This is a genomic window from Desulfofundulus sp. JL263-se (assembly GCF_056316025.1).
The window spans coordinates 303,044-328,982 of the sequence record NZ_CM149993.1 but is presented as its reverse complement, the minus strand read 5'-3'; the positions used below and the strand labels follow the sequence as shown (position 1 = coordinate 328,982).

The window sequence follows — 25,939 nt, the reverse complement described above, 5'->3', positions numbered from 1 at the left end:
ACCTTTAATGAATCTTAATGTTCCGCAGCACCGGATGATTCAAGGGCCCGGGCCACAATTTCGGCCACATCCAGCGCAGCCACCCTTTCATTAACCTCCCTGGCCTTGAGCCCGTCTTCAATCATGGTCAGGCAGAAGGGGCAGTTTAATCCCACTGCTTCCGGATTGGATTTAAGGGCCTGGTCCACACGCATCTGGTTAATCTGCGCACCCAGGCGTTCTTCCATCCACATGCGGCCGCCGCCGGCCCCGCAGCAGAAACTGCGGCCCCTGCTGCGCTCCATTTCCAATAAATTAACGCCCGGAATGGACCGCAAAATCTTTCTCGGGGCATCATATTCCCCGTTATACCGGCCAAGATAACAGGAATCGTGGTACACAATATCCATGCCGGGCATGTCCGGGCGGAATTTGAGTTTACCCTCGTCAATTAGCTGGGCGATAAGCTGAGTATGGTGAATAACTTCGTACCTGCCCCCAAATTCAGGATATTCGTTCTTCAAGGTATTGAAACAGTGGGGACAGGTGGTAACTATTTTCTTTACACCGTAGTCGTTCAAGGTTTCAATGTTTTCTTCAGCCACCATCTGGAACAGGTATTCATTGCCGATGCGGCGGGCGAAGTCACCGCAGCACTTTTCTTCCGTCCCCAGGATGCCGAAATTAACCCCCGCCTCCTGCAGGATCTTTACAAAGGATACAGCCACCTTTTTGCTGCGGTCGTCAAAAGCACCGGCACAGCCGGGCCAGTAAAGAATATCCACGCTGCTGTCTTCTTCCATTATCTTGACCCCCAAATCCGAAGCCCAATCTGCCCGGTTGCTCCAGCCGATTCCCCAGGGATTGAAATTCTTTTCCACGTTACGACAGGCCAGCTGGGCCTCTTGGGGGAAGTTGCTTTCTTCCATTACCAGGCTGCGGCGCAGGTCGATAATTTTATTGACGTGCTCATTGAGAACCGGACACTGTTCCTGGCAAGAATAACAGGTAGTGCAGGACCAAATTTCATCTTCCGATATTACATCACCGATCAGCCTTTTGTTCAGTACTTCCACGGCAGTTTTATCGGAAGCCGCCTCGGCTTTTTCCAGGGCTTCTTCACTGGAACTGGTGCCCAGGCGGATTAAAACCTCCCCCTTTTCCAGGATATGATCTTTTAACTTATGTATCATTTGCTTGGGAGAAAGGGGCTTGCCGCTCAAATGGGCCGGGCAGTTATCCTGACACCGGCCGCACTCGGCGCAGGCAAAGGAATCCATAAGTTGCTTCCAGGTATAAAGCTCCAGGCGGCTCACCCCGAAATCCTCCCGGTCCTCATCTTCCAGGTCCATGGGATTGATTTGACCGCCCCGGGGTTTAAGATTCCGGAAAAAGATGTTAAACGGTGCAATCATGAGGTGCATGTGCTTGGAAAAGGGAAGGTAAACTAGAAATCCCAGCAATAAGATAACATGCGCCCACCACAAAATAACGTACCAGGAAACCAGGGAAGAATACGCCGCTCCCGAATTACTTACATAACCGGCAACAACATTGTACACAGGCGCCAGGGCGGTGTGGGGTGAAGGATTTAAGGCGGTTTTGATGCCGCTGGCCAGGAACTCGGTGAGAATAAGGCCGGTAATGAAAAGATAAATAATTCCCGCATCAAAATTGGCCTCTATTCTTTCGGGGCGAATTACATAACGCCTGAAAGCGGCAGCCGCCAGTGCCACCAGTACCAGCACTCCAAAAATGTCCTTCACCAGGTAAAAATACGGGTTACTCCCCAAAACCGGCAGCAAGAAACTTTTAGACAATCCTTCTCCGATAAACTGAAGGGTTCCGAAGGATATTACAATAAAACCCCAAAAAATAATAAAGTGAACTATACCAAATTTTTCCTTTAGCAATTTCTTTTGCCCGAAGACATAAACCAGTAGTCCTTTAATCCTTTCCCCGGTGTTATCCAACCTGTTTTCCGGCTGGCCCAGCCGCAAGTATCCTATGCGTTTGTTTAAACTGTATCCGAATACTGCCAGGGCAACGGCCAGTACCAGCAGAAAAACTAAAACATTTACCACCGAAACCTCTCCCTTCCATTTCTTTGAAATTATTTATCCGCAATTTGGGGGAATTTTCCCACGAAAACATTATCTTTTAATAAGTAGAACTTAGCTAGGGAAAATTCCCTCAAAACTGGATTATGCCCTGGATGTTATTCTACTGGTACCGGCCAAACCCTAAATAGCAGATAAACGACAAAATTTATAATTTTTTTAAAAATTTTTATTTATTTAAACTAAAAAAATAAGAGCTCTTACGAGCCCACTATATCCTCATACTGCGAAGTCTTTCCACCCTGTCTTGAATGGGCGGGTGAGTGCTGAATAGCCTGGCCAGGGAAGCTCCCGAAAGGGGGTTTACGATAAAGAGATGGGAAGTAGCGGGATTAGCCTCCATTGGGATGTGGTGCGCCGCCGACTCCAGTTTAAGCAGCGCGCTAGCCAGCCCGTCCGGCGTCCCGGCAATGCGGGCCCCGGTGGCATCGGCCAGGTATTCTCTGGAACGGGAAATGGCCAGCTGGACAATCATGGCTGCTATGGGAGCCAGAAAGGCCATAACAAGGCCTCCTAACATGCCGGCGCCCTCTTCATCTTCGTTCCTGCCCATACCAAATATGGCCGCCCACTGAAAAGCGTTGGCCATCATGGTTATGGCGCCGGCCAGGGCAGCTGCCATAGTGCCCACCAGAACATCCCTGTTTTTTATGTGCGCCAGTTCATGGGCCAGTACACCTTCTACCTCGGAGCGATTTAACAACCGCATAAGTCCCTCCGTTACCGCCACTGCCGCGTGGGAGGGGTTGCGCCCCGTGGCAAAAGCGTTAGGCTGGGCCGACGGTGTTACGTAGATCCTGGGCATGGGAATACCGGCCCGCCCGGACAGCCTCCTGACTATTTCGTAAAGCTCAGGCGCTTCTGCTTCGGAAACGGGATACGAGCGGGTCATTTGAATGGCGATTTTATCGCTGTAAAAGTACCCGAAAAAGTTCATCCCCAGCGCTATAAGGAAAAATAACATTGCCCCCGACTGGCCGAAAATGGCATCGCCCATCAACACAAGTAAAACAGTCAGCACGCCCATTAACAGCCAGGCTTTTAAGGTATTCATTTGTCGCACCTCCTTGCAATTTAGGGGAATTTTTCCACGAAAACATTATCTTTAATTAAGTAGGACTTAACTTGGAAAATTTCCCCCAAAATTTGGGGGAATTTTTCCACGAAAACATTATCTTTAATTAAGTAGGACTTAACTTGGAAAATTTCCCCCAAAAAGATTACCTTAAAGAAATTATAAACCAGAAGTTATTTCATTAATGTACATCAACAGCGACTGGATCAACACCATGCTTTGAGCCATAATCCTGTTTTTCAATTGAAGGGCCTGTTTTGTATTAATTGCCGCCACCGACTGCAGCTGAACCAGCTGTTCTTCCAGCTGCTTAATTTGTTTGCGCAGCAAATCAACATTAACAGTCCCCTCACCGGCTGCTTTTTCCATTTCCTGCGGGCTAACATTATCTAAAAGATTCAATTGTTTTTTGATTTCATCCAAAGTAAACCTTTTCTTTTTCATACCTTCAATCATTTTTAGCCGGACCAGGGACTCCTCGGTATAATACCTGTAATTATTTTCCGACCTTACGGGATTCAGCAGGCCCAAGTTAGTATAATAATCTATGGTTCTTTTACTCACCCCCGCCAGCCTGGCAATTTCACCTATCTTATATTTTACTTCCCCAATGGTAACCACCCCTTCAATATTATACACTATATGCCGGAAATTTGTACAGTTATACGTGATACTGTTAACTGTAATTTTTAAACCACAAAGGCATCGATACCCAGGGAGCGAAGTTTTTGCACCTGACGCTCGGCCGCCTCCCGGCTTTTAAAAGCCCCGGCCTGCACCCGCCAGAGCCCCGGAGAAGCAGGCTTCGGCCCGGCCGAACCGCCCAATCTCAAACGCAGCGCTGCCATGTCTACGAACCGCCCCGGACATACAGTGGCGGCACCCCAAACCTCCCGGTGGCCCAAAACCCGGTGGGGTGGAATTCCATGGGCCCCCATAAGCATCCTCAGCAACGCCGGTAGCGATTCCACCTGCTGCCGGGTGGGCGGGTGGAGATCCAAATTGCCAATCAGGGCTACGCCAATGCCCCGGTGGTTCATTTCCCCGGCCCGGCAGTGGGCCCCGGATATATCCAGCGAACGTCCCTTCACCACCCGCCCGCTCCGCTCGATAATATAGTTGTATCCCACGTCCCTCCACCCGAGGGATAAGTGGTACCGCCTGACCTGCGCGGCATCCTTTTCCCCGGCACCGGTATGATGCACTATAATATAGGTGCGCTTTGTCATCCTATTCTCCCCGCCTCCCATTTCTCGCTCACCGCCCGGGCCAGCTCATGAATACTGGCCGAAAGGGCCTCCAGCTTACCCTCAATACGCACCAGCAGGTATACCGCCACCACAATGGGGAAACCCACATTGGCAATTCCCTGCAGTATTTCTTCCATAATATGTCCCTCCCCAATTAGTAAATAATCCGGGAGGGCTGCCCCCTCCCGGACCGAAATTTTCCTCAAAAGTACTATACCGGATCGTAAAGGTCGTTGGTAGTCTGGTCCACAATTTTAATGTCGTACTTGGATGCCAAATCCCCGCCATTAGTGTTAAAAATATTTTTGGCGATAATCAGATCCATGGCCGATTCAATCTCGGCAGCGGTCAGGTCTGCACGGGGGTTGTCCAAACTGATGGTCATGCTGGTGCCCCCCTGGCTCCTGAACACCATGCGCAAGGTACGGCTGCTGGTGACAGCCATGCTCTCCCTCCTTTCCATTTTAGGGCAGGCGGCACCCCCACTTCGGGTACCACCTGCCTTCAGGTGCTATTTTCATTAATCTAATTTACCGCCGGAAACGGCATAAAGTTTACTTACCTACTGGTTAACCAGTTCGGCAGTATTAATGCGCGTTACCGATTCCAGGGTATCCTGAACCAAGCCGGCCAGTGCCTGGGCCACTTCAAACAAATCGCTGTCAAGGGCATCGGGCTTGATATTATAAAAATTCTTGTTCCTGTACAGGGGATTTCCGTCGCCGTCTACCCCCACCTGAAACCGCAGGCGCAGCACTGATTCGGACGGTACGCTTACCACTGCCACAGCATGTCCCTCCTTTCCAGACCGGTACCGGTGTTAATTTCGCCGGCTCTAGCAATAGCGTAATACCTGTATAGCATGATGTCAATACCCAAATTATAATTAGTTAGGCCATGTCAAGGCTTAAGGCTGTTCAGATAATTTCGCTCAGCGAAATCGCCCCTTTTAAGCCCCTCCTCTAAAAGACGGCGGGCGAAGTATAAACATTGCAAAGTTTCAGGCCATACAGGCAGGCAGCCGTGGCGCTGGAAAAACCTGAGATCATCCTCAGCCGCCTTCAGACAGGACAGGGCGGCCGCCAAAGAACCGCCCCTTTCCAGTTCATCCATCACGGCCCGGGCCCGGAGGGGACATACCTCCTCCAAATCCCGCCTGAGCGAACTTTTATCCATAGCCATCACTCTCCCCCGTCACCCTTTTCCTCTTCCAGGAGCTTGGCCACCGGCACTTGCAAAACACCGGCTATCATGCGCAGGCGTTTCAAGGACGGGTTTACCTGTCCCCGCTCGATCTGGGTTATGTGGCTGTCGGTACAGCCCACTTCCCGGGCCAGCTGTTTTTGGGTAAGTCCCCGGGATATTCTCAACTGGCGGATTTTTTTGCCGGGCATTAAAAGCACCTCCTTTTGCCAAACCTATGTTCCCTTCTATTTTACATGCCAAGCTGCGCCGGAGTCCATTTTCGTAATCCGCCGTTAACACCCCAAATCAGCCCGGGAACACCTGTTTTGTCCATCTTGCTAAGCATAGCTAACAGAATCACCTGTGGTATAATACGGATACCCGGCCGACAGGCCGGGTAACGTCCCCTTTCCAAAATTTATCATTGACATGGAAGGCGAATATCTGTATCATTAGCCACAAATATAAGTAAAGGCCATGACGGGGAAAAGTAGGCGGGCACCATCCCTCCAGGGAGGAAGCGCCGCGACTGGAAGCGTTTCCAGGGAATGACCCGTTGAAGTTCTCCCCCGAGCTGCCGGGCTGAAACCCTCAAGGGAAAGTAGGTCCGGACGGAAACTTCCACCGTTAAAAGGAAGGGGGTATAAGGAGCGGGCCTTTTTTAGCCAACAAGGGTGGTACCGCGAAGCTTTTCGTCCCTTGGGATGAAAAGCTTTTTTAATTGTAAGGTCACCGATTTGGGGGAAATTTCCCAAGCTAAGTTCTATTTATTAAAAGATAATGTTTTCGTGGGAAAATTCCCCCAAATTTTGGGGGAAATTTCCCAAGCTAAGTTCTATTTATTAAAAGATAATGTTTAACTTCCCCCCAAAAAGTTCCTTTTTTGGGGCCCCCAAATCCCCTAAAGAGCGGGTTATTATATTACCAACCAAGGTGGTACCGCGGAAGTCCGTAACTTTCGTCCTTGAAGGTTACGGGCTTTTTTAGTTTAGACAAAAACAGAGGAGTGAGGCACGTGAAATACTGGGATAAACAGCATGAAACCATGTCCCGGGAAGAACTGGAAAAATTGCAGCTCAAACGCCTGCAGGAAACCGTTCAGAGGGTATATGACGCAGTCCCCTTTTACCGGGAAACATTCAAGGACAAGGGCCTGGAGCCGGGAGACATTAAAAGCCTTGACGACCTTAAACATTTGCCCTTTACCACTAAGCAGAACCTCAGGGACCAGTATCCCTACGGGCTGTTTGCCGTGCCCATGGACGAAATAGTAAGATTGCACGCCTCCTCAGGAACCACCGGAAAACCTACGGTAGTGGGTTATACCGAGCGGGATATCAAAACCTGGGCCAACTTGATTGCCCGCTGCCTGGTCATGGGAGGCGGGCACAGAAAAAGTGTCGTCCAAGTCTCCTACGGGTACGGGCTGTTCACCGGCGGCCTGGGCCTCCACTACGGGGCCGAATGCCTGGGCGCCACCGTGGTTCCCATGTCGGGCGGAAATACCCAGCGGCAGCTAATGTTGATGCAGGACTTCGGAACCACCATCCTCGCCTGCACCCCTTCATACGCCCTCTACCTGGCCGACACGGGTAAGGAGATGGGAATAGATTTTCGTTCCCTTCCCCTGCAAACGGGTATTTTCGGCGCGGAGCCGTGGTCGGAAAATATGCGAAAACAGCTTGAAGAAAAAATGGATATAACGGCCCTGGATATTTACGGCCTCAGCGAGGTTATGGGCCCCGGAGTGGCCATGGAATGCCCGGCCAAGCAAGGTGCCCACATCTTCGAGGACCACTTTATCGCCGAAGTTATAGATCCCGATACCGGAGAGCCCCTCCCCTACGGGAAGGAAGGGGAGCTGGTAATAACCACCGTCACCAAGGAAGCCCTGCCGGTCATTCGCTACCGGACCAGGGACATAACCACCCTGCACGCGGAAAAGTGCGACTGCGGGAGAACCCATGTGCGCATGAAGCGGGTAACCGGCAGGACCGACGATATGCTCATCATCCGGGGCGTAAATGTATTCCCCTCCCAGGTGGAAAGCGTCCTGCTGGAATTCGGCGAAACCGAGCCTCATTATATGATCGAAGTTTACCGGAAGGGCGAGCTGGATACCATGGAAATAAAGGTGGAACTCTCGGAAAAAATGTTCTCGGATACGGTCCGCAATCTGGAAGAACTGGAAAACCGCATCCGCTCCAGGATATTGAGCGTTTTAAATATCAATGCCCGCATTAAATTTGTGGAACCCAAAACCCTTCCCCGCAGTGAAGGCAAGGCCAAGCGGGTTATAGACCACCGCAAACTATAAAAAATCTTAAAATTCGACATGAATTCCCAAGGAAAAATAAGGTTATATATCAAATATAAAAAAGAAAACCGGTATTGTTCCGGTAACCCTTAAAACTAAGCCTCAGTTAATTTACTTTGAAAGGGAGAATAACTTGTCCAAAATCCTCGGAAATACACTGCCTGCAGAAGTCAAGGACCTCTTTAACCAGGAAACCACCAGCGTGGTGCTGTCCACCGTAACCCCGGAAGGATACCCCCACGCCATGCCGGTACACCTGCTGTGCGCGCCCGATGAAAAAACCGTGCTCATGGCCCTGGTAAAAAATCACCAAACAACGCAAAACATCAAGAACAACGGTAAGGCCATGATAACCGCCCTGGACGGCGAAGATATAGCGGTGGGCATAAAGGGCACGGCCAGGGTCGCCAAGGAACCCATGGATGCCAACAAAGCCATGACCCTTGTAGAATTTAAAGTGCAAGAAGTTAAAAGCGACACCACTCCCACCGTCATCGTCACCCAGGGGGTGCGCTTCAAGCACCGGACCGAAAAAACAAAGGGATTCTTCAGGGCGTGCTTCGACGAGCTCTACAATTACGGAAAGATGTCAAGCCCAAAGTGATATGTGGGACTGCTTGCCACCCTATTTGGGGGGAATTTTCCAAGATAAATCCTTCTTAAATTAAGGATAATGTTTTCGTGGGAAAATTCCCCCAAATTTTGGGGGAAATTTCCCAAGCTAAGTTCTATTTATTAAAAGATAATGTTTTCGTGGGAAAATTCCCCCAAATTTGCGGGTGGCATTTTTATACTATGTAAATTTTAGTAAGTTAACATAATGGTTCCTTTCACTATTTGCCGGGCCAATCATAAAATGGTTATAAAGTAACTTAAGGGGGAATAATTTTGGCCCTGCCGTGCCCGATCATAAAAATAAATCAGGTAGCAACCAGCGGTATGGTAAATATATCATCATTCAATGTTCCGGTAGGAACTAACAGTCATAACAAGGTGAACAGGTTGGGAGACAATTTCGGGGATGCTTCTCTTGTGCCGAAAATATGCTCCGTCCTGATAGATAATGATTTCTTTGATTACTTAGCGAACGACAATGATTTAAACGTTCCTTAAGGAAATGATTATTATGAGAAATTTTATTCCGTATCCGGTGATCAACATTGGCATTATTAAAATAAACGTGATACAAACCGCCTCCATGCTTAACATCGGCATAAACCTTCCCACGAAAACCAGCAGCCATAACAAGGTGAACCGCGGTGTGGGAGATAATTTCGGAGACCATGCCTTGGTGCCCGCCAGCGGAGTATATTTTTCCGATAACGATCTGGAGGATTTCCGGTTTTGAAGGAAACTTTCCACTTCAATCCGGCTGGTGAAAAATCGCTGCATTTTGGGCAAGCATATGATATGATAATGAAGAAAAACATTCCAAAAAAGATCTACACCCTGGAGGTTTCAAAATGTCCGTCATCAAAGAAGCTGAACTACCCGGTCTGGGGAAAAAATTTGAAGTTACCCTGGAAAGCGGAGATGCGGTGACGGTAATTATCCACGACGAGGGGACCAGGGAAATATATTATTTCCCCGAGGGAGAAGAGGATCCGGCATCGGTAATAACCATGACCGACCAGGAATCAAGGCAACTTGGTTCCATCATCGGAGGGTCCTTCTACCAGCCCAAAATGCTGGAAAAACTGAAAGCGGCGGTTGCCGACCTGCATATCGAGTGGATTAAGGTTAAAGAAAATTCCGAGCTTGCCGGGAAAAGTATTGGTGAGCTGAAACTCAGAAAGGAACACGGCATTATTATAATTGCCGCCATTGAGAGCAAAAAAATGCGCAAGGGGAACACCCGCATCAACCCGGGGCCCGGTTATGTCTTTACCCCCGGCCACACCGTGGTGGCGGCGGGAACCAAGGAAAAAATGCAGCTTTTCGAGGAAATGCTCGGCCACAAGGGGGAAAGCGAAGGGAAAGATGATAATTGAGCCCTGACCTGATTTTTAACCTCGGCCTGGCCTTTACTTTTATAAGCATTGCCATTTATGTGGCGGGAAAATTAAAGTTTTCATCCATACCCTTTCTTATCCTCTTCGGTATGCTGGTGGGCCCCCACGCCCCTGAAATTCAAGGGATATCTCTATCCCTGGTCAGTCAAACGGAATCCATAGAGCTTCTCTCCCGCCTGGGGGTTCTTTTGATGCTTTTTTACCTGGGCCTGGAATTTTCCGCCGGAAAACTGGCTTCCTCCGGGCCCTCCCTGTTTAAAGGCGGTATCGTGTACGTGGGACTTAATTTCGTACGGGGGCTGGTCTTTGGCTGGGTGTTCTTCGGCGCCTGGCCGGAGGCCTTCGTTGTGGCCGGCATAACGGGAATATCCAGCAGCGCCGTCATTACCAAGCTGCTCCTGGACCTTAAAAGAACCGCCAACCCCGAAACGGAGTTTATTTTAGGCATAATGGTTTTCGAAGATGTTTTCCTGGCCGTTTATCTCTCGGTGCTTTCCGGGCTGCTGTTCAGCGGCGGTGATATAAACATCAGGGAGATAATCCCGAATGTAATCATTATTTTGGGCTTTGTTATTTCCATTATCGTCCTGGGGCGCCGCATCGGGGCCCTGCTGGAACCGCGGCTCTCCGTCAAATCCGCCGAGGCTTTCGTGGTAATGGTATTCACTCTTTTATTACTGACCGCAATTCTGGTGGAAACCATACACATCGCCGAGGCTATAGGGGCCCTGCTCTTGGGGCTGGTTTTGGCTGAAACCGTCCATTCCAAACGGGTCATTCAATTTGTAACGCCAATGCGGGACCTTTTCGGCGCCGTATTCTTTTTTTCCTTCGGGCTGGGCATCGATTACAAACTTTTTGGGGGGGCCGCATATATCACCCTGGCCGCGGTACTTATGACCGTAGCGGGCAATGTTTTAACGGGACTTTTGGCGTCGTGGGTTGCCGGGTATAAGGCCAGGCGCGCTTTCAACGTGGCCTTCACCATTATAGCCAGGGGAGAATTCGCCATTATCGCGGCCAGCCTGGCTGCCTCCGCCGGGGTAAATCAAATTCTCCCCGCCTTTGCCGCCCTATACGTCCTACTGCTGACCTTTGTCAGCCCGGTGCTGGCAAAGAAATCCAGGGACTTTTATAATGGTTATGTTAAACTTATAAGTTTTATTAAAAAATCCAACACGCCCTCTTTATAACGGCGCCCTCGATGAAGGCCTCAATATACGCTGCCCGGACCCCCCTACTTTAAACTCCCGGGTAGTAAGGTTCATGCTGTCACTCAGTTTCTCCCTAATCATATCCAGGTTAGTCTTATCTCCCAAATGCATAAAAAAGTACCGCCTTTTACACAATAGAATTAATACTGCAATATTTGGGGGAAATTTGGGGGAATTTTCCCACGAAAACATTATCTTTTAATTAAGTAGAACCTGGCTGGGGAAAATTCCCCCAAAACATTATCTTTTAATAAGCAGGATGTGGCTTGGGAAATTTCCCCCAAATACGGAGGTGTTAAAACGTTGCTCACGGCGGAAGTATCCCTTTACCCGCAAAAAACTACAAATGCCGGCCAGATTATTAACAGTTCCCTGGAATCCCTGAAACAATATAATCTACAAACCAATATAGGCTCTATTTCCACGCGCATACAGGGGACGGAGGAAGAAGTATGGAACGGCCTGAAATCCCTTTTTAATGCGGCCAAGGAGCAGGGAGAAGTTAATATGGTGCTTACCCTCTCCAACTGCGCAAGCTAAAACAGCGGCCCCGACAGGCTGCTGTTTTTAGTTATTACATATCCTGGTATTAAATATTCGGAATAATATCAATAAAAAATTAAATTTAACCGCCCGCTACCGGGCAAAGGGGGGTAGTCCATTTTTTAAATGGACTACCCCCTTTTTTTTGGGGGAAATTTTCCAAGTTAAGTCTTACTTATTAAAGATAGTGTTTTGGGGGAATTTTCCCTAGCCAAGTTCTACTTAAAAAGATAATATTTTCGTGGGAAAATTCCCCCAAATTTTAGTCAAAAAGCTCATAAATAAACAAAAAATAAACAAAATAACTGCAAATACTTTTTTATGAAAGGGATTAAAATGCGCAGGTGGCGGAAAAACAGACAAAAGCTGGCTAATGATATCCAGGAAGCTACTCTACTATCCCAGGACTCGCTTTTAAGCGACGACATTGAAGAAAATCTAAGATACTTGAAAGCCATTTTCCAGGACTGCAGCGATGTAGTGTTCAGGGAATTTCTTTTTGCCCAAAAGGAACAAATAAAGCTGGCCCTGGTCTACACCGACGGGCTGGCGGATAAAAGCCAGGTGAGTAACCAGGTTATGAAGGCCCTGGCCCTGGAAGTGCCCATGGCCACGTCCAATGCAGGGATTACCAGGGCCAACGCCCTGCATTATGTTAAAATGAGGGGCCTGTGCCTGCATGATGTAAAGGAAAGCCAAAAGATAGCAGATGTGGTTAACGCCGTTTTGTCTGGAGACACCGTGCTGCTGGTGGACGGTCATACCACTGCCCTGATCAACGACAGCAGGAAATGGGAGTCGCGAAGTATTGAAGAGTCGTCAAAAGAAGTGGTGGTGCGGGGCCCCCGCGAAGCCTTCGTAGAGACGCTGAAAACTAATATTACCTTAATCCGGAGGAGAATAAAAAACCCCGACTTAAAGGTAGAAATGTTAAAACTGGGGGAAATTACCAAGACCGATGTGGCCCTGGTTTACATAAAAGGGATTGTTAATGAAGGCTTGGTGAAAGAAGCCAGAGAGAGGCTCTCCAGGATTAAAACCGACGTCATCCTGGAATCGGGCTACATTGAAGAATTCATTTCGGATAATCCTTACAGCCCTTTCCCCACCGTTGCCCACACCGACCGGGCAGACAGGGTGGCCGCCCATTTGCTGGAGGGCCGGGTAGCCATTTTGGTCGACGGGACCCCCGACGTGCTGACGGCTCCCCACGTTTTTATGGAAGCCATCCACACGCCGGAAGATTATTATGAACGCGCAATCTTTATGTCCCTGGTACGGGGACTGCGCGTGTTGAGCCTCATTTTGGCCCTTACGCTGCCCTCTCTGTATGTAGCCGTTATTTCCTTTCATCACGAAATGCTGCCCACACCCCTACTCTTGAGCATAGCGGCCCAGCGGGAAGCGGCACCCATGCCGGTATTCGTAGAGGCCCTGTTCATGGAAATCGCCTTTGAAATTATCCGGGAGGCAGGTATCCGCCTGCCCCGCCCCGTAGGCATGGCGGTAAGTATCGTGGCAGCATTGATTATCGGCGAGGCTGCGGTACGGGCCGGGCTGGTGGCCGCATCCACCATCATCGTGGTGGCCCTTACGGCCATGGCCTCTTTTACCGTATATTACAGCGGGAGCCTCACTTTTCGCATGCTGCGCTTTCCCCTTATGTTCCTGGCCGCATCTTTCGGGCTGTTCGGGCTGATTTGCGGCATAATCGTCATGGTGGTACACATGGCTTCCCTGCGCTCCTTCGGGACACCTTACCTGGAACCGGTGGCCCCGGTCGTCCCAGGGGACCTGAAGGATTCCGTAGTACGGGCGCCCTGGTGGGCAATGGGAAGGCGCCCCCGGCTGGTGGGGCAAAATAACCCGCGGCGGGAGGTTCCCGGGCTGAAGCCGGAACCGCCCGGATCCCGGCGGCGGTAATTTGGGGGAAATTTTCCAAGTTGAGTCTTACTTAATTAAAGATAATACTTTCGTGGGAAAGTTCCCCCAAAAGGGGTGAGAAAGTTGCCGGAAGGCGGCAAAATCGACGGCAGGCAAGCCGTATATCTTAACATTACTTATATTATAGCCACTGCCCTCCTCGGGGTTCCCGCTATTGTCACCGCCCAGGCCGGGCAGGACGGCTGGATATCTTCTCTGCTGGCCACACTGTTCGGGCTGGCCATAGCCTGGCTTACGGTAAAGCTCAGTTCCCTCTTTCCGGGGAAAACCCTCATTGAATACCTGGAAGACATACTGGGCCGGTGGCCGGGCAAGCTTCTCGGCTTTCTCTACCTGTTTTATTTTGTTCATATTTGTTCGTATATGGTCAGGGAATTCGGTGACTTTCTGAATGAACTTTTTATGCCGAAAACTCCCCTTATAGTCTTACACATGGTGATAATAGCTATGGCCGCCTACACTGTTAAACAGGGGCTGGAAGTACTGGCCCGGATTAACCAGATTTTTTTACCGCTGATTTTATTTTCCATTGTCCTGATACTTTTACTGGTATTGCCGGAAATGGATTTTAAAAGGCTCCTGCCGGTTTTTGACACCGGTATCGTTAATATTTTTAAGGGCTCCTTCGCCCCGGCGGCATGGCAGGGAGAAATTTTCGCCTTTGCGATGATCATTCCCTTCCTGAACAAGCCCGGAGAAGCAGGGAAAATTGCAATAAAATCCACGCTTGCAGTGGGGTTGATTTTCATATTCCTGATCGTTGGCAGCCTGGTTATCTTCGGGCCCATTATCGATTCCATGCCTTACCCGCTCCTAAATGTAACCAGGCTAATCGCCATTGCCAAATTTATAGAACGGCCGGAACCTCTGATAATGGCTTTATGGATAACAGGGGCTTTTGTAAAAATTACTTTTTTCTATTACATAGCGGTTTTGGGCAGCGCCCAGTGGCTTAAACTAAAAGATTCCCGCCCCCTGGTAATGCCCATGGGAGTGCTCCTGGTTTCCCTCTCCATAGCTGTCGGGGAAAATATTTTGGAAATAATTCATTTTATTGCCTATGTTTTCCCCTTTTACGGTTCTTTTTTTGAAGGGGCCATCCCCCTCGTCCTTTTGATTATTGCCTTGTTCAGGCGACAGGGAGGAAACGGCAAGTGATTAAAAAGAGTATTTGTCTGCTGCTGGTTGCTTGCTGCCTTTCCCAGGCCGGCTGCTGGGACCGCAGGGAATTAAGCGAACTGGCCATAGTCCTGGCGGCCGGAGTTGACAGCGCCCCCGGCGACAATATCCGGCTGACCTTACAAATAGTCAGGCCCCGGGTCTTTGGCGGCGGCGCGGAAAAGCAGGCCGGCGCCCCCAAGGAAAATAATGTCTGGGTGGTTTCCGGAACGGGCCGGACAGTGCTCGACGCCCAGAGATCGCTGGAAAGAAAGTTATCCCGGGAAATTTACTGGGGCCACAATATTATCCTGGTTTTCGGCGAGAAAGCAGCCAGGGAAGGCATACGCAAGGTTATAAACTTTTTCTCCCGTTCCCCGGCGATCCGGGAAACCACCTGGCTGTTTCTGGCCCGGGGGGAAGCAGAAAAACTTTTAGACAGCCATTCCCAACTGGAAAATACCTCGGCGCAAGCTGCAGGGGCCATGGCCAGGATGGCTGTAGGGGCGCCGGTAACGTTAAAGGACTTGAGAATGATGCTGGCGAGCAAGGGAACCAACCTGGTGCTGCCCCGCATCGAATTGACCCCGTCGGGCACTCCCCAGGGGGCAGGAATGAAAGAAAATATACCAGGTGTCCCAAAGCCCAAGGAACCATCAGAAATAAGACACGCAGAGATTACCGTCACCGGAACGGGAGTATTTAAAGACGATAAACTGGTAGGCTGGCTTAATATTTCAGAAACCAGGGGGATGCTGTGGCTGAAATGCCTGACGGAAAAAGGGGTAATTACCGTCCCTTCCCCAACCGACCCGGATAAAAACATCTCCGTACGCCTGGTCCGGGGCATTACGGAGGTGGAACCTTTTTTTGACGGGCAAAATATTTGGTTTGATGTAAAAATGAACATAGCAGGGGATTTGCTGGAACAACAATCCACAGAGGATTTAACCGATCCCGGCGTATTTAAAACCATTGAAAATGAAGTGGCCCGGGACATTGAGGCCCGGGCCCGGAGTGCCCTGGAAAAAGCTCAATTTGATTACGGAGTGGACATTTTTGACTTCGGAGAGGCCTTTCACAGGAAATATAAACGAGAGTGGAACACTATAAAAGACCGGTGGAACGAAGTATTTACCGGTGTTGATGTTAATATTGCCGCGGAAGCTCATATAAGGTACACCGGGCTGGCAACTAAAAGAGTTTCCGTTCCCAGGTAATAACGGGTATTCGGGAGGTAACATAATGATTATTTTATTGCTCCTGTTATTTCTGAGCATCATTTGGCTGGAAGTTCCGGACCTGGTAAAAAAGAAAATGTGGCGGGAATTAATAGCCTTTTCCGTACTCCTGTTAACCGGCATGGCCCTCAGCATCCCGCAAGTGCTGGGCATTGCCGTGCCCAACCCCAGCAAGCTCGTTGAAGCATTGTTCAAGCCTTTGGTGCAATGGATGGGTCAGGCTTGAGGGAATTTTTTCAGGGAAAGATTACCTGGAATTTCCCCGGATTTCCACCGGCGTACCTGTTTCCACCAAATCAAAAAGTTCAATAACCTGTTTATTGTTCATCCTTATACACCCGCCGGAGGCGTGTCTCCCGATGGATTCCGGCTCATCGGTGCCGTGAATGCCGTACTTGTGCCCCGCCGGGGCCCTTTTATCCCTGCGGGCCCGCTTATCCTTTTCCCAGGGTACGCTGAGGCCCATCCAGCGCTCCCCCAGCTGCGGCTCTAACTCATTTTCACGGCCGTCGATTTTGTTGGCAATTTTGAAATTCCCCTCCGGCGTGTAATCGGGATCCTTGCCGGTGGCCACGGGATAAGTTTTATATAACTCGCCCCTTTTGTACAAATAAAGGATATTTTTACTTTTATCAATGATAATTTTGTCCCCGCCGGTCCTCGGATTGGGATAAGACAGCAGCCTTAATTCAGGTTTAAGTTCTACCAGGTAAATTTTATTGCCGCCCACCAGCTTAATGCCCTCTGCAACTGCCGCTCCCACCAAGGGAGGCGCATCTGCCGGCTTATCATTGATCCTTTGAATTTTACCCCCCTGGCTGCAGGCATAAAGGGCAGAAATGAAAATCATGGCAGCGACAATTGCGGCAAAATTTTTCATAAGCAACCACGGATGTTTTTTTTCTTTAGTATTAGTTGCTGAATTTCAAAAATATACAGCAAAAAATATCTGGTTACTTTGGTTTAAAATACTAAAACACCGCCCATACCGGACGGTGTTTTATAATATGTCTCTCTCTATTCATTTAAAACACCCGGTCGAGGTCTATGGATAAATCTTTCAACAAAGGTGAAAGCACGGGCTGGCGGCTGGCACGGGCATACAAACGCGGCGGCTTTTCCTCCCCTTCGGCCAGTGAGAATATCTCCACGGTCTGGGCCCCCGGGTTGACCAGCCACAGTTCTTTTACCCCGTGCCGGGCGTAAAGCTTTTTCTTAAGGGTGCGGTCCCTTTCCGCCGTGGAGGGGGAAAGAACTTCTATCACCAGGTCCGGCGCTCCCTGAATATTGGCATCGGTAACAATATGGGAGCGCTGGCGGGAAATAAACATTATATCGGGCTGAACCACATCCTGGGGGGACAATACCACGTCCAGGGGCGAGTATAAAACTTCCCCGCAGTCCTTCTCTTGAACATATCGACGTAAAAGGTCCCCTAAATTGGCGACTACCCGCTGGTGAATAACGGAAGGCGACGGAACCACAAAAAACTCTCCCCCGATAAGTTCGCAGCGCCGGTCCTCTGGCAGCTGGCAGTAATCATCGTAAGTAAATTTAATGTGCGGGTTCACCACGGTCATTTACCTCACCCCCGTGGGCCTAGTATACCATATTATTACAGGCAAAACAATTTTAAAAAGGAGACCGCCCCTTAACAAATTTTACCCGTGGTGCGGCTCAACGTGGGGAACAAGCGAATGGGGCCTTTCCAGGCCGTGGGCTTCCATTAAGTCCACATCACCCATTATTTCCCGGGGGATTCCGTCAGCAGCAATTCGCCCTTCATCTATCAAAATAACGCGATCACACACCTCCAGGATAAATTCCAGGTCGTGGGAGGCAATAAGCATGGTTTCCCGTGCACCCCGGAGAAAACGGATAAGGCGCCGCCGGTAGCGGATGTCCAGGTTAGAGGTAGGCTCATCATAGATTACCAGCCTGGGGCGCATGGCCAGTACCCCCGCGATGGCCGCCATCCGCTTCTGGCCGCCGGAAAGATGGTGGGGCGGGTAATCACCTAATTCTTGAATGCCGGTTACGGCAAAGGCCTCCCGCACCCTGGCCTCCACCTCCTCCTCCGGCAACCCCAAATTCCTGGGGCCAAAGGCCACATCGTCCCTTACCGAAGGGCAGAACAGCTGGTCATCGGGGTTTTGGAAAACCAGCCCCACCTCAGGGCGGAATTCTCCCGGCACCACCGGCTTCCCGAAAAGGCGGATTTCTCCGGAAGTTGTTTTGAGCACCCCGCAAATTAACATAAAAAAGGTGGTTTTCCCCGCTCCGTTGGGACCGATAATGCCCACCCGCTCCCCCGGCCACACTTTTAGATTTAAATCTTTCAACACCAGGGAGCGGTCCGGATAACTAAATGATAAGTTGGAAACCAATAGTACCGGCTCCTTTGAGTTCATTGACAAACCTCCGATTCAGGGCAAATAAATTTCGGCAACAACAAATAATACGGCCACCGTGACGAGAACCAGCAGCCCGGCCAAGTCACGGGGATAGGCTTGAAATTCGTCCCGCCGGGGCTCGCCCCGGGCACCGCCGGCCTGACCGTAGCCCCTTAAAATCATGGCCTTGTAGACCCGGTCCGACTGCTCGTAACTGCGCACCAGTATGGTTCCAGCCAGAGAAGCCAGGGTGCCCAGGCTTTTCAGGTTACGCCCGCGAAAGCCCCGTAATTTCATGGCCGCTTCCATGGTTTTCAGCTTGTCGCCAATATCGTAGAGATACCGGTAAGAAAAAAGGATCATATCGGCCAGTATGGACGGAAGTCCAAGGGCCCGCATGGCTTTAACACTGGTTAAAAAAGGTGTGGTGCCAAACAGAATTATTCCCAAGGTAAGTATGCATAAAAATTTAACTGAAATCAAGAGCAGATCCAGGCACCCCTCCTGCTTTACAGCCAGAGGGCCTATGTAAAACAGGGCAGTCTGCCCCGAGAGAAAGGGCAGTAAAACGGCCATCATTAAAAGAAAAAAGCCGGGCAGACACAGCCGGGCCAGCAAAAACGAAAGGGGAAGGCAGGAAACAATGTAAAGGGTGCCGCTCACCGCCACCATTGCCGGTAAAAGATGTAAAGAGTGTACAAAGGAAAAGGCAAAGATCAAGATCATAAAGCCCGTAAGTTTATACCTGGGGTCCCAGCGGTGCAGGGGAGTATTCAGGTATGCATATTCGTCCAGCTGAAGTTTCATGAGTCACCCTCCAGCAATTCCGGCTTAACCCGCTGCAGAAAAAGTGCCAGTACGGCAGTAAAAACACCTTCTATAATCATGACCGGGATGTGCGCCAGGGTCAGGGCATAAATACTTGCCCGCTCCGCCTCCACATCCATATGGGCCGGTATGGTAGTAACAAGAAGAACAAAGACGGTAACGGCTGCAAGCCCTATCCCCCCGGCACCAGCCAGGAATCCAAAAAGACCGGTCCCCACCCGACTGTCCTTGCCAAAGGTATTACGGAGCCGGAACAGGTAATAGGCCAAAAGAGCCGGCACCCCCATGACAGTAGCGTTTACTCCCAAAGTCGTCAGGCCGCCGTGCTGAAACATCACCGCCTGGAAAAAAAGGCCGATAAGAATGGCAGGAAAGGCGTAGTAGCCCAGCACCACCCCTAAAAGCCCGTTTAATACCAGGTGAACGCTGGCAGGAGGTACGGGAATGTGAATCCAGGAGGCCACCAGGAAAGCAGCGGTAAGGAGTGACGCCTTGGGAATACCTTCCCGGGGATTTTCTTTTTGGCTGATTTTACGGAGCGAAAACCAGGTGGCGGCCCCGGCAGTGGCATACCCGCCGAGACAGACTGCAGTAGGCAGAACACCGTCCGGAATATGCATCAGCTTTTCCTCCTCGAAAAAAATAAGGCAGTACCTATCAACCCCCACGTGACGGAGGCTACCATCAGTATAATTTGCGGTGTAGTATAACCGGTGCTCCCCGCAGCCACTTCATCCTCACCCACCGGAATATGAATCATTCCGCCGTGACCGGCTTTACGCACCTGCACATCCCAGGTCCCCGGCTTGGACGGGTCCGGGGTAAAGGTGAAGCAGCCCTTTTCATCACACTTTCCCGTAGCCCACGGGACGGAAGGATTATCCGGGGCGTAGATAATCACCTGGCCCTCACTCACCGGCTCCCCTGTGTCGTAAGCGGCTGTTATCTTTATTGCCTTTGTAGTTTGGTAGTTAATTTCTACCCCGTGACCGAAGGCCGCCGCGGGCAGGCCCAGGGTAAGCAAAATAACCGATAAAATAATAAAAAATCTGTTTTTCATTGTCTAATTACCTAACCTCCTCGTCCACCCTGCCGCTTCGCGGCCGGGCAAAGGATAAAAAATAACCAATTAGTGCTTTTAATGAGCATAAATAAAATACTTCAGACGGGATTAACAGCTAAAGATAAAGATTTAGCTAAATAATTAATTTATTTCTAAAAAACCAAGATATTTTAAAGGGGGTTACAAAATTTATAATTACTTATAATCCTGTATATCCTGTTAATCCCGTCTAATTCAAGGGCCCAAAAGTCACCTACTTTAGTACGTGCACACCCGCTCCAAATTACTTATAGTACCTCACAATGGCAGTGGCCCTCACCCACGTGGCCCAGAGTGGGCAGCATCTCCTCCAGCTTCTGATAAGCCTCGGGTGAAAGTTTTTCCTTGAGCTCGGCCATGTTAACATCCACAACGCCGTCTTCGGCCAGGGAAGCAAAGGGCTCAAAGCCCGGCGCACCCACATTGAGCTCATCGTCGGCAGGCGTCCCGGCATCACCGAAGATGTGGTCGAAATGGAAGGTCATCTCCAAATCTGCAGTACCGCCCTCTGTAACAATACCCTTGCGCTCGTCACCAATGTACTCCCCGCCAGTATACCTGTACTCTTGCTCATTCTTTATGGTGAAATTAATAGTTTTGCCGTCCTTTACAGCCTTGCCGATAATAACCAGGGAATAGCCCTTGGCGGGACCTTCCGCTGCCTTTAGCATTTTCCAGGAAATGGCATTATAATGGCCCGCAGGCACGTCCTTTACCTCACCAACCAGAATGGGCGGGGCATTTTCATCGCCCTCTGCCAAATCCACGGTATGGGTTCCCGGAAGGCCGACCTTGGTCCCGGCCTGAACCTCGCCGCCCTTATCGGCGTCATAAGGGGGGTCGGCCTGGTAAGCAGTAACATCAACCAGGTTGACGTACACATGGTCAAAAGTAAGTTCCCAGCCGTCCTTGGAGGTAAAGCCCTGCCTGATAAAATCTTCACCGTTGGCCGTAAACTGCAATGTTCCGGTTTTCGCTACTTCAGTTTTCTCTCCGCCCCGCTGCTCGCCCGTGCCGCCGCTACCACAGCCGGAAAGGACAGCCGCCAAAAAGATGAAAATTACTGCGCCGAAAAGCAATCTCTTCATATCTTTGCCTCCTCCGATGTAATTTTACCGGTCACCGGCACTTACCCTGATCAATTCAATTCCAGCGCTGGAAAAAAACAAACCACGAAAGCACTCCCTGCTTCTTGCAGGGAAATACCTCCGTGGTATGTTTCCTCTCCTTATTTTACCTGTCTTAACGCCAACTTTTTTGTTAAAAAATGACGGATCCATTCCGCCGTTATCCTAATTTTTGTTAATATTCTATATTAATTCACAAATTCCTTCCTCACTGTTAAAAATTTTTCGCTATATTATTCTATAACATTGTTATCTTTGAAGCTGTACTTCCACCCGCCAGTCCCCCGAACTTCATATTCCAAGGTCTTGCGTAAGCCCCGTTAGCTCCACAAAAACATCTTCCAGGTTGGTCCAACGGCCGTCATATTACCGCAGCGTTTGACTACATTTTCTATTTCCATTACAGCAGGGGGCGCCGCAGACATCTCGCCACCTCGCAACTTTAAAGCAGACCCTCCGTGATGAAAAAGTAACCCGTCCCCTTTTTCGATTCACTCCCCCAGCTTGGCCTTAATCTCCCGCATCTTGACCCCCCAATCGGCCACCTCTTCAGCAGTGAGAATGTCAATGGCGCCACCTTGAAATTCACCTTTAACGTCGCCCATTTTTTCTTCCAGCCAGCCTTCAATTTCCACGTAGTATTCCTTCAAACTTTCCAGTACTTCAGGGTCGGCATCCCAGAGGCCGCGCTGGTGGACTTCCAACAAGCGGCGGGCAATTTCCTCCAGGGCCCAGGGGTTATGCTCTTCAAAGAACTGCCGGTTTTCCTCGTCCATGATAAAAGTTCTGGTAATATCATCAAAAATCCAGTCGTCAACCTCCTGGGTGGTGGCCTCCCAGCCATAGACCCGGCCGACTCGCTTGGAGATGTCCCCGGCCCCCTTATAGCCGTGGCGCTTCTGCCCCTCAATCCACTTCGGGTTCAAGAGCTTCGTCCTGACTATCCGCCGCACTTCGTCAGCCAGGGTGCGCACCTCGACATGCCCCGGCTCCCTGGTGTCGCCGTAATAAGTCCTTACATCCTTGCCGGAAGACACCCGCGCCGCCGCGGTCATGCCGCCGTGGGTACCGAAGTAGCAGCAGCAACCGAAGAGGTCATATTCGTCAGTAACCACCTTGTTATAGGTAACGTCCACCGTTTTCAGATTGGACTGCAGCTGCCGGAAGGCCTCCTTGCCGAACACGCCCTTGCCGTAAGCGTAACCGTTCCAGTAGACAAAGATATCGGCAAGGTCCTTTTCATCTTTCCAGGCCGAGGCGTAAACAGCCAGGTTAACACCAGCCTGATAGGTGCCAGGCTTGGAGGCAAATATGCGCAGGGTGGCATCCCGCCAGGCCTCGCGGCTGCTTTCCCCATCCAGCTGGGCCAGAGTATGCTTGCGGATAAAGTTCTGCTCCGCCGGCTCGTCAAGGGCAGCCACCACCTGGACGGCTTCATCCAGGAGCTCGATACAATTGGGAAAGTTATCGCGGGTGATGCCCGATACGCGTACCGTCAGGTCAATCCGCGGGCGCCCCAGTTCCTCCAACGGGATAACTTCGATACCCGCCACGCGCCCGTTCGGGAGCCACTTCGGGCGCACGCCGAGGAGATAAAGCATCTGGCCCAGCCCTTCGCCGTCCGCCCACATGATGTCGTTGCACATCCAGTAAAATGCTATGTTTTCCGGATAACGGCCCTCTTCTTCCAGGTGCTTGGCCAGCACCTTTTCGGCCAAACGCCTGCCCACTTCCCAGGCAGCTTTAGTAGGCACCCGGTGGGGGTCGAGGGAGTAAAAATTTCTTCCCGTGGGCAGGACATCGTCCCGGCCCCTGGTTATCAGGCCGGAGGGCCCGGCAGGAATATATCTTCCCTCAAAGCCGGAAAGCAGGGCCTCAATTTCCCGGGACGCCTCGATGCGGGCATCCAGGTCGGCTACGCGGGGCAATACCGCATTTAATTCGGACAGGACCTCGGGACAAATGAACTTGTCTTTCAGGATTTCCTGCGCAAAGCCGGCATCTACTTGTTCACCCTTGAGGAACCTCCCGATAAAGGCTTTGGCGGCCGCGTCGATCTCTTCCAGGAGAGCGCCGTGGGACTTGCCGTAGCGCAAGGAAACCCGCCCCTGGTCGGCTATCAGCTCGCCAAGCTCAAGCCCCATCAGCCCGGCCACCGCGCGGCGCAGGGAAACCTGCTCCCCAGCGTCAAAGCGCAGGATGGAATTGATAAATTCCACCCGCCTCTCTCCGGTAGGAATTTCACCGAAGATGTGCTGGCCGTCTTGAATCTGCGTATTACGGATCACGGAAAGCACCGCGTGGGCCTTTTCCACAATCCCGGCAAAGGAGCCGTGATTATGGCTTACCGGTATTTGTTTATCCAGGTTTGTCTTTTGGATTTCTTCAATGATCAGGTGTTCCAAAGTATGGGCGCGCGCCGGGTCAGCAACTTTGGCCTTCTCATATTCTTCTAAATAGCGCTCCAGCTCGGCCAGCTCATCGTAAAGCCCGCCCTGGATAAGCACGGTCTGCATGTGATCCACCAGGACAGCATAACTGCGCCGCTTGGCAATGGTTCCTTCCGGCGGGTTGTCGGCATTATAAATATACAGGTGCGGGAGAGAACCTATGGCCAGATCCGGGAAGCAGTCGCCGGACATGCCTGTGCCCTTGCCGGGCAGAAACTCGAGGTTACCGTGCGTACCTACGTGTACCAGCACGTCTGCACCGAAATCCCGCTCCAGGTAGCGGTAGGTGGCCAGGTACTGGTGCGGCGGCGGAATATCCGGGTCATGCAAAATCTTGCAAACCTGCCCGTCGCACCTCGCCCCGGAACAGCCTCTTTTCGGCTGGACGCATACAACGGCATTTCCGTAGGATACCCCGGTAACGATAATCTTACCATCATACACCATAGACGGGGGCACCCCGTTCCTTTCCTCTCCCGGGGGCTCTCCCCACGCTTCGGTCAGCCGCCGGCGCACCCGGGCAGACAATGTGTCAAACCAGGCCCGGTAGTCTTCTACCGGAATGAGTTTTAAGGCGCCGCCTTTGCTGATAATTTCGTCCGCCGTGGTCCAGCGAAATTCAGAAATAGCTTTTCTGTCCATAATGGTATCAATGAGTTCTTTGCCGTTTTGCGGCGGCTCTACCCGGTAACCCGCATCTTTCATCCGCTGCAACAACCTGGCCACACTTTCCAGCGTATCCAGGTTGGCACCGCCGCCCACGGTGGCCTCCACCGAAGCACAGGGGTTGTTATGCAGGATAAAGGCTACTTTTCTCTCGTTCACCGGCTTTTGGACCAGCTTTATCCAGTTGGCCAGCCGGTCAACTAAATGCCGACACCGCTCCTCAACGGGCATCCGTATCTCCAGTTCCCCTTCGCGCCTTGCCCCGGCAATAAAGATGGGCTCAATAACGCCTTCAAACTCCGGCATGGCAATGGTCCACGAGATATCCCGGTTCAGTCCCTGCGGGTCCTCCGCCCATTCCTCCACCGTTCGGTAAAACGAGGTTACCGGCTGAAAGACGGGAACACCCAATTTCTGCAGCAAAGTCACCCCTGCAGAAGCTACATTTTCTTGCAGGAAATCATCACTTTTCGCCCCGGCCTCAAGGAAGAAGGCCACCAGCTTCACCAGGGCGGCTATGCGAGGACGTCCTTCCGCATCGAAAAAGTACTCCCGCACTACCTCCCCCGAACCTTTTGTTCCCAAATCGGCGTCCTTCAGAGAATAGCAAAAGGCCGGAATAACATTATACCCCTTTTCTTCCAGCAGGCGTATCAGCATATCCTCCACCGCTGCGTTCCCGTTAACCCAGTGGCCCCGGGAAAAAAGCAGCCCTACCGCAGGGGCGGGTTTGGGCTTGTACCAGGCCAGGTAATCTTCTACACTGGTGAAGTAATCTTCAGCCCGGGGGTGATAGATGCCCTCCCACGGGAGGGGAAGGGGCTCATCATAGGTTACATCCATCTCCAAAACCCCGGCCGCCACGTACCGGAGCATGCGGGCGAAGTTTTCCGCCCCGCCGTAAGCTATATACGTGTAGCACCGGGAAATGATCTTCGCATCCACCGTAGAAAGGCCCCATAAGGCCGGGTCATGGGCAGTACAAATAACGGGCTTATCCATCTTTTTAACGGCCTCTTCCAGCTCGACCCAAATAGTTTCAGATGCAGACCGGTAGAAAAAGATCAAGTCGGATTGGGCCATATCTTCAAGCGCGCCCGCCAGATCCTCCTTACCTTCATCCAGAAAGCGGGCCGAGTATACTTTCACTTCCAGCACATCTTTCACTAGCTCCCTGGCCCGCCGCATGGTAGTGGTATGGCTGTGCCACATAACAGCGGTAATCTTTTTCATGTATCTTCCCCCCTTTTCTTACCGTTTCAGGATTTTGGGGGAATTTTTCCACGGAAAAATTATCTTTGCCAAGCCATGCTTAGCTTGGAAAATTTCCCCCAA

The 25,939-nt window shown here is 50.9% G+C and carries 28 protein-coding genes and 1 other annotated feature; of the genes, 11 read left to right on the top strand and 17 right to left on the bottom strand.

The genetic code is table 11. The features are described from left to right. Nucleotides 1–14 precede the first annotated feature (14 nt). The 9 genes from ACX4JR_RS01675 to ACX4JR_RS01635 form a co-directional block, all read right to left on the bottom strand. Entirely contained in the window at nucleotides 15–2,063 is a 2,049-nt protein-coding gene (locus ACX4JR_RS01675; RefSeq protein ID WP_476059327.1) for a (Fe-S)-binding protein, read from the bottom strand. A 247-nt stretch (nucleotides 2,064–2,310) separates the two neighbouring features. Continuing rightward, nucleotides 2,311–3,153 carry a zinc metalloprotease HtpX gene (locus ACX4JR_RS01670; protein WP_476059326.1) on the bottom strand — a complete coding sequence of 281 codons (843 nt, stop codon included), beginning with the start codon at nucleotides 3,151–3,153 and terminating at the stop codon, nucleotides 2,311–2,313. Nucleotides 3,154–3,333: 180 nt separating this feature from the next. Further along, the gene (locus ACX4JR_RS01665; protein WP_476059325.1) at nucleotides 3,334–3,813 is read right to left on the bottom strand and encodes a MerR family transcriptional regulator; all 480 of its coding nucleotides are present in this window, start codon (nucleotides 3,811–3,813) and stop codon (nucleotides 3,334–3,336) included. 50 nt (nucleotides 3,814–3,863) lie between these two features. After that, the gene (locus ACX4JR_RS01660; protein ID WP_476059324.1) at nucleotides 3,864–4,403 is read right to left on the bottom strand and encodes an N-acetylmuramoyl-L-alanine amidase; all 540 of its coding nucleotides are present in this window, start codon (nucleotides 4,401–4,403) and stop codon (nucleotides 3,864–3,866) included. After that, entirely contained in the window at nucleotides 4,400–4,561 is a 162-nt protein-coding gene (locus ACX4JR_RS01655) for a YvrJ family protein (protein ID WP_476059323.1), read from the bottom strand. Before ACX4JR_RS01655 ends, ACX4JR_RS01660 begins: the two co-directional genes overlap by 4 nt. Nucleotides 4,562–4,635: 74 nt before the next feature. After that, entirely contained in the window at nucleotides 4,636–4,869 is a 234-nt protein-coding gene (locus tag ACX4JR_RS01650) for a DUF2922 domain-containing protein (RefSeq protein ID WP_476059322.1), read from the bottom strand. A gap of 117 nt (nucleotides 4,870–4,986) precedes the next feature. Beyond that, nucleotides 4,987–5,211 carry a DUF1659 domain-containing protein gene (locus tag ACX4JR_RS01645; protein WP_476059321.1) on the bottom strand — a complete coding sequence of 75 codons (225 nt, stop codon included), beginning with the start codon at nucleotides 5,209–5,211 and terminating at the stop codon, nucleotides 4,987–4,989. A 113-nt stretch (nucleotides 5,212–5,324) separates the two neighbouring features. Then, nucleotides 5,325–5,606: a hypothetical protein gene (locus tag ACX4JR_RS01640; RefSeq protein ID WP_476059320.1), complete on the bottom strand. Its 282-nt coding sequence runs from the start codon at nucleotides 5,604–5,606 to the stop codon at nucleotides 5,325–5,327. After that, nucleotides 5,606–5,818 carry a helix-turn-helix domain-containing protein gene (locus ACX4JR_RS01635; RefSeq protein WP_476059319.1) on the bottom strand — a complete coding sequence of 71 codons (213 nt, stop codon included), beginning with the start codon at nucleotides 5,816–5,818 and terminating at the stop codon, nucleotides 5,606–5,608. The genes ACX4JR_RS01640 and ACX4JR_RS01635 overlap by 1 nt, the downstream gene beginning before the upstream one ends. A 259-nt stretch (nucleotides 5,819–6,077) precedes the next feature. Then, nucleotides 6,078–6,312: a binding site (T-box leader), on the top strand. Nucleotides 6,313–6,654: 342 nt separating this feature from the next. Here ACX4JR_RS01635 and ACX4JR_RS01630 point away from each other — a divergent pair. The 11 genes from ACX4JR_RS01630 (at nucleotide 6,655) to ACX4JR_RS01580 (ending at nucleotide 16,264) form a co-directional block, all read left to right on the top strand. Further along, nucleotides 6,655–7,926 carry a phenylacetate--CoA ligase family protein gene (locus ACX4JR_RS01630; protein WP_476060449.1) on the top strand — a complete coding sequence of 424 codons (1,272 nt, stop codon included), beginning with the start codon at nucleotides 6,655–6,657 and terminating at the stop codon, nucleotides 7,924–7,926. 133 nt (nucleotides 7,927–8,059) lie between these two features. Next, complete coding sequence (locus tag ACX4JR_RS01625; protein WP_476059318.1) at nucleotides 8,060–8,530, top strand: pyridoxamine 5'-phosphate oxidase family protein; 471 nt, start codon at nucleotides 8,060–8,062, stop codon at nucleotides 8,528–8,530. 284 nt (nucleotides 8,531–8,814) lie between these two features. Continuing rightward, a complete protein-coding gene (locus tag ACX4JR_RS01620; RefSeq protein ID WP_476059317.1) occupies nucleotides 8,815–9,039 on the top strand; it encodes a hypothetical protein in 225 nt (74 codons plus the stop codon). 13 nt (nucleotides 9,040–9,052) lie between these two features. Beyond that, nucleotides 9,053–9,274: a hypothetical protein gene (locus tag ACX4JR_RS01615; RefSeq protein ID WP_476059316.1), complete on the top strand. Its 222-nt coding sequence runs from the start codon at nucleotides 9,053–9,055 to the stop codon at nucleotides 9,272–9,274. Nucleotides 9,275–9,389: 115 nt separating this feature from the next. Next, nucleotides 9,390–9,917 carry a cation:proton antiporter regulatory subunit gene (locus ACX4JR_RS01610; RefSeq protein ID WP_476059315.1) on the top strand — a complete coding sequence of 176 codons (528 nt, stop codon included), beginning with the start codon at nucleotides 9,390–9,392 and terminating at the stop codon, nucleotides 9,915–9,917. Then, nucleotides 9,914–11,131, top strand: coding sequence for a cation:proton antiporter (locus ACX4JR_RS01605; protein ID WP_476059314.1), 1,218 nt, complete (start codon nucleotides 9,914–9,916; stop codon nucleotides 11,129–11,131). Before ACX4JR_RS01610 ends, ACX4JR_RS01605 begins: the two co-directional genes overlap by 4 nt. A gap of 324 nt (nucleotides 11,132–11,455) precedes the next feature. Then, nucleotides 11,456–11,692, top strand: a complete 237-nt coding sequence (locus tag ACX4JR_RS01600) for a YkoF family thiamine/hydroxymethylpyrimidine-binding protein (protein ID WP_476059313.1) — start codon at nucleotides 11,456–11,458, stop codon at nucleotides 11,690–11,692. Nucleotides 11,693–12,016: 324 nt separating this feature from the next. Beyond that, nucleotides 12,017–13,618 carry a spore germination protein gene (locus ACX4JR_RS01595; protein ID WP_476059312.1) on the top strand — a complete coding sequence of 534 codons (1,602 nt, stop codon included), beginning with the start codon at nucleotides 12,017–12,019 and terminating at the stop codon, nucleotides 13,616–13,618. Nucleotides 13,619–13,693: 75 nt separating this feature from the next. Next, the gene (locus tag ACX4JR_RS01590; RefSeq protein ID WP_476059311.1) at nucleotides 13,694–14,797 is read left to right on the top strand and encodes a GerAB/ArcD/ProY family transporter; all 1,104 of its coding nucleotides are present in this window, start codon (nucleotides 13,694–13,696) and stop codon (nucleotides 14,795–14,797) included. Further along, the gene (locus ACX4JR_RS01585; RefSeq protein WP_476059310.1) at nucleotides 14,794–16,017 is read left to right on the top strand and encodes a Ger(x)C family spore germination protein; all 1,224 of its coding nucleotides are present in this window, start codon (nucleotides 14,794–14,796) and stop codon (nucleotides 16,015–16,017) included. Before ACX4JR_RS01590 ends, ACX4JR_RS01585 begins: the two co-directional genes overlap by 4 nt. Before the next feature lie 25 nt (nucleotides 16,018–16,042). Then, a complete protein-coding gene (locus ACX4JR_RS01580) occupies nucleotides 16,043–16,264 on the top strand; it encodes a hypothetical protein (protein ID WP_476059309.1) in 222 nt (73 codons plus the stop codon). 21 nt (nucleotides 16,265–16,285) lie between these two features. Here ACX4JR_RS01580 and ACX4JR_RS01575 read toward each other — a convergent pair whose 3' ends face one another. From ACX4JR_RS01575 to cobN, 8 genes are all read right to left on the bottom strand, one after another. Next, nucleotides 16,286–16,918 carry a L,D-transpeptidase gene (locus ACX4JR_RS01575; protein ID WP_476059308.1) on the bottom strand — a complete coding sequence of 211 codons (633 nt, stop codon included), beginning with the start codon at nucleotides 16,916–16,918 and terminating at the stop codon, nucleotides 16,286–16,288. A gap of 145 nt (nucleotides 16,919–17,063) precedes the next feature. Beyond that, nucleotides 17,064–17,618: a Uma2 family endonuclease gene (locus ACX4JR_RS01570; protein WP_476059307.1), complete on the bottom strand. Its 555-nt coding sequence runs from the start codon at nucleotides 17,616–17,618 to the stop codon at nucleotides 17,064–17,066. Between the two features lie 81 nt (nucleotides 17,619–17,699). Next, the gene (locus ACX4JR_RS01565) at nucleotides 17,700–18,449 is read right to left on the bottom strand and encodes an energy-coupling factor ABC transporter ATP-binding protein (protein WP_476059306.1); all 750 of its coding nucleotides are present in this window, start codon (nucleotides 18,447–18,449) and stop codon (nucleotides 17,700–17,702) included. A 15-nt stretch (nucleotides 18,450–18,464) separates the two neighbouring features. Further along, nucleotides 18,465–19,238, bottom strand: coding sequence for a cobalt ECF transporter T component CbiQ (gene cbiQ / locus ACX4JR_RS01560; RefSeq protein WP_476059305.1), 774 nt, complete (start codon nucleotides 19,236–19,238; stop codon nucleotides 18,465–18,467). Next, nucleotides 19,235–19,879: a cobalt transporter CbiM gene (gene cbiM, locus ACX4JR_RS01555; protein WP_476059304.1), complete on the bottom strand. Its 645-nt coding sequence runs from the start codon at nucleotides 19,877–19,879 to the stop codon at nucleotides 19,235–19,237. Before cbiM ends, cbiQ begins: the two co-directional genes overlap by 4 nt. Then, nucleotides 19,879–20,319: a carboxypeptidase regulatory-like domain-containing protein gene (locus ACX4JR_RS01550; RefSeq protein WP_476059303.1), complete on the bottom strand. Its 441-nt coding sequence runs from the start codon at nucleotides 20,317–20,319 to the stop codon at nucleotides 19,879–19,881. The genes cbiM and ACX4JR_RS01550 overlap by 1 nt, the downstream gene beginning before the upstream one ends. A 290-nt stretch (nucleotides 20,320–20,609) precedes the next feature. Beyond that, complete coding sequence (locus ACX4JR_RS01545; protein WP_476059302.1) at nucleotides 20,610–21,449, bottom strand: DUF4382 domain-containing protein; 840 nt, start codon at nucleotides 21,447–21,449, stop codon at nucleotides 20,610–20,612. Between the two features lie 530 nt (nucleotides 21,450–21,979). Beyond that, complete coding sequence (gene cobN / locus ACX4JR_RS01540; RefSeq protein ID WP_476059301.1) at nucleotides 21,980–25,837, bottom strand: cobaltochelatase subunit CobN; 3,858 nt, start codon at nucleotides 25,835–25,837, stop codon at nucleotides 21,980–21,982. Nucleotides 25,838–25,939: the final 102 nt, after the last annotated feature.

What these genes read in the sequence shown, in the direction of transcription:
- ACX4JR_RS01565 (WP_476059306.1), bottom strand. Translation starts at nt 18,449, where the DNA reads ATGAACTCAAAGGAGCCGGTACTATTGGTTTCCAACTTATCATTTAGT.
- cobN (WP_476059301.1), bottom strand. Translation starts at nt 25,837, where the DNA reads ATGAAAAAGATTACCGCTGTTATGTGGCACAGCCATACCACTACCATG.
- ACX4JR_RS01630 (WP_476060449.1), top strand. Translation starts at nt 6,655, where the DNA reads ATGTCCCGGGAAGAACTGGAAAAATTGCAGCTCAAACGCCTGCAGGAA.
- ACX4JR_RS01595 (WP_476059312.1), top strand. Translation starts at nt 12,017, where the DNA reads ATGAAAGGGATTAAAATGCGCAGGTGGCGGAAAAACAGACAAAAGCTG.
- ACX4JR_RS01660 (WP_476059324.1), bottom strand. Translation starts at nt 4,403, where the DNA reads ATGACAAAGCGCACCTATATTATAGTGCATCATACCGGTGCCGGGGAA.
- ACX4JR_RS01615 (WP_476059316.1), top strand. Translation starts at nt 9,053, where the DNA reads ATGAGAAATTTTATTCCGTATCCGGTGATCAACATTGGCATTATTAAA.
- ACX4JR_RS01640 (WP_476059320.1), bottom strand. Translation starts at nt 5,606, where the DNA reads ATGGCTATGGATAAAAGTTCGCTCAGGCGGGATTTGGAGGAGGTATGT.
- ACX4JR_RS01580 (WP_476059309.1), top strand. Translation starts at nt 16,043, where the DNA reads ATGATTATTTTATTGCTCCTGTTATTTCTGAGCATCATTTGGCTGGAA.
- ACX4JR_RS01545 (WP_476059302.1), bottom strand. Translation starts at nt 21,449, where the DNA reads ATGAAGAGATTGCTTTTCGGCGCAGTAATTTTCATCTTTTTGGCGGCT.
- ACX4JR_RS01635 (WP_476059319.1), bottom strand. Translation starts at nt 5,818, where the DNA reads ATGCCCGGCAAAAAAATCCGCCAGTTGAGAATATCCCGGGGACTTACC.
- ACX4JR_RS01655 (WP_476059323.1), bottom strand. Translation starts at nt 4,561, where the DNA reads ATGGAAGAAATACTGCAGGGAATTGCCAATGTGGGTTTCCCCATTGTG.
- cbiM (WP_476059304.1), bottom strand. Translation starts at nt 19,879, where the DNA reads ATGCATATTCCGGACGGTGTTCTGCCTACTGCAGTCTGTCTCGGCGGG.
- ACX4JR_RS01550 (WP_476059303.1), bottom strand. Translation starts at nt 20,319, where the DNA reads ATGAAAAACAGATTTTTTATTATTTTATCGGTTATTTTGCTTACCCTG.
- ACX4JR_RS01650 (WP_476059322.1), bottom strand. Translation starts at nt 4,869, where the DNA reads ATGGCTGTCACCAGCAGCCGTACCTTGCGCATGGTGTTCAGGAGCCAG.
- ACX4JR_RS01670 (WP_476059326.1), bottom strand. Translation starts at nt 3,153, where the DNA reads ATGAATACCTTAAAAGCCTGGCTGTTAATGGGCGTGCTGACTGTTTTA.
- ACX4JR_RS01570 (WP_476059307.1), bottom strand. Translation starts at nt 17,618, where the DNA reads ATGACCGTGGTGAACCCGCACATTAAATTTACTTACGATGATTACTGC.
- cbiQ (WP_476059305.1), bottom strand. Translation starts at nt 19,238, where the DNA reads ATGAAACTTCAGCTGGACGAATATGCATACCTGAATACTCCCCTGCAC.
- ACX4JR_RS01610 (WP_476059315.1), top strand. Translation starts at nt 9,390, where the DNA reads ATGTCCGTCATCAAAGAAGCTGAACTACCCGGTCTGGGGAAAAAATTT.
- ACX4JR_RS01575 (WP_476059308.1), bottom strand. Translation starts at nt 16,918, where the DNA reads ATGAAAAATTTTGCCGCAATTGTCGCTGCCATGATTTTCATTTCTGCC.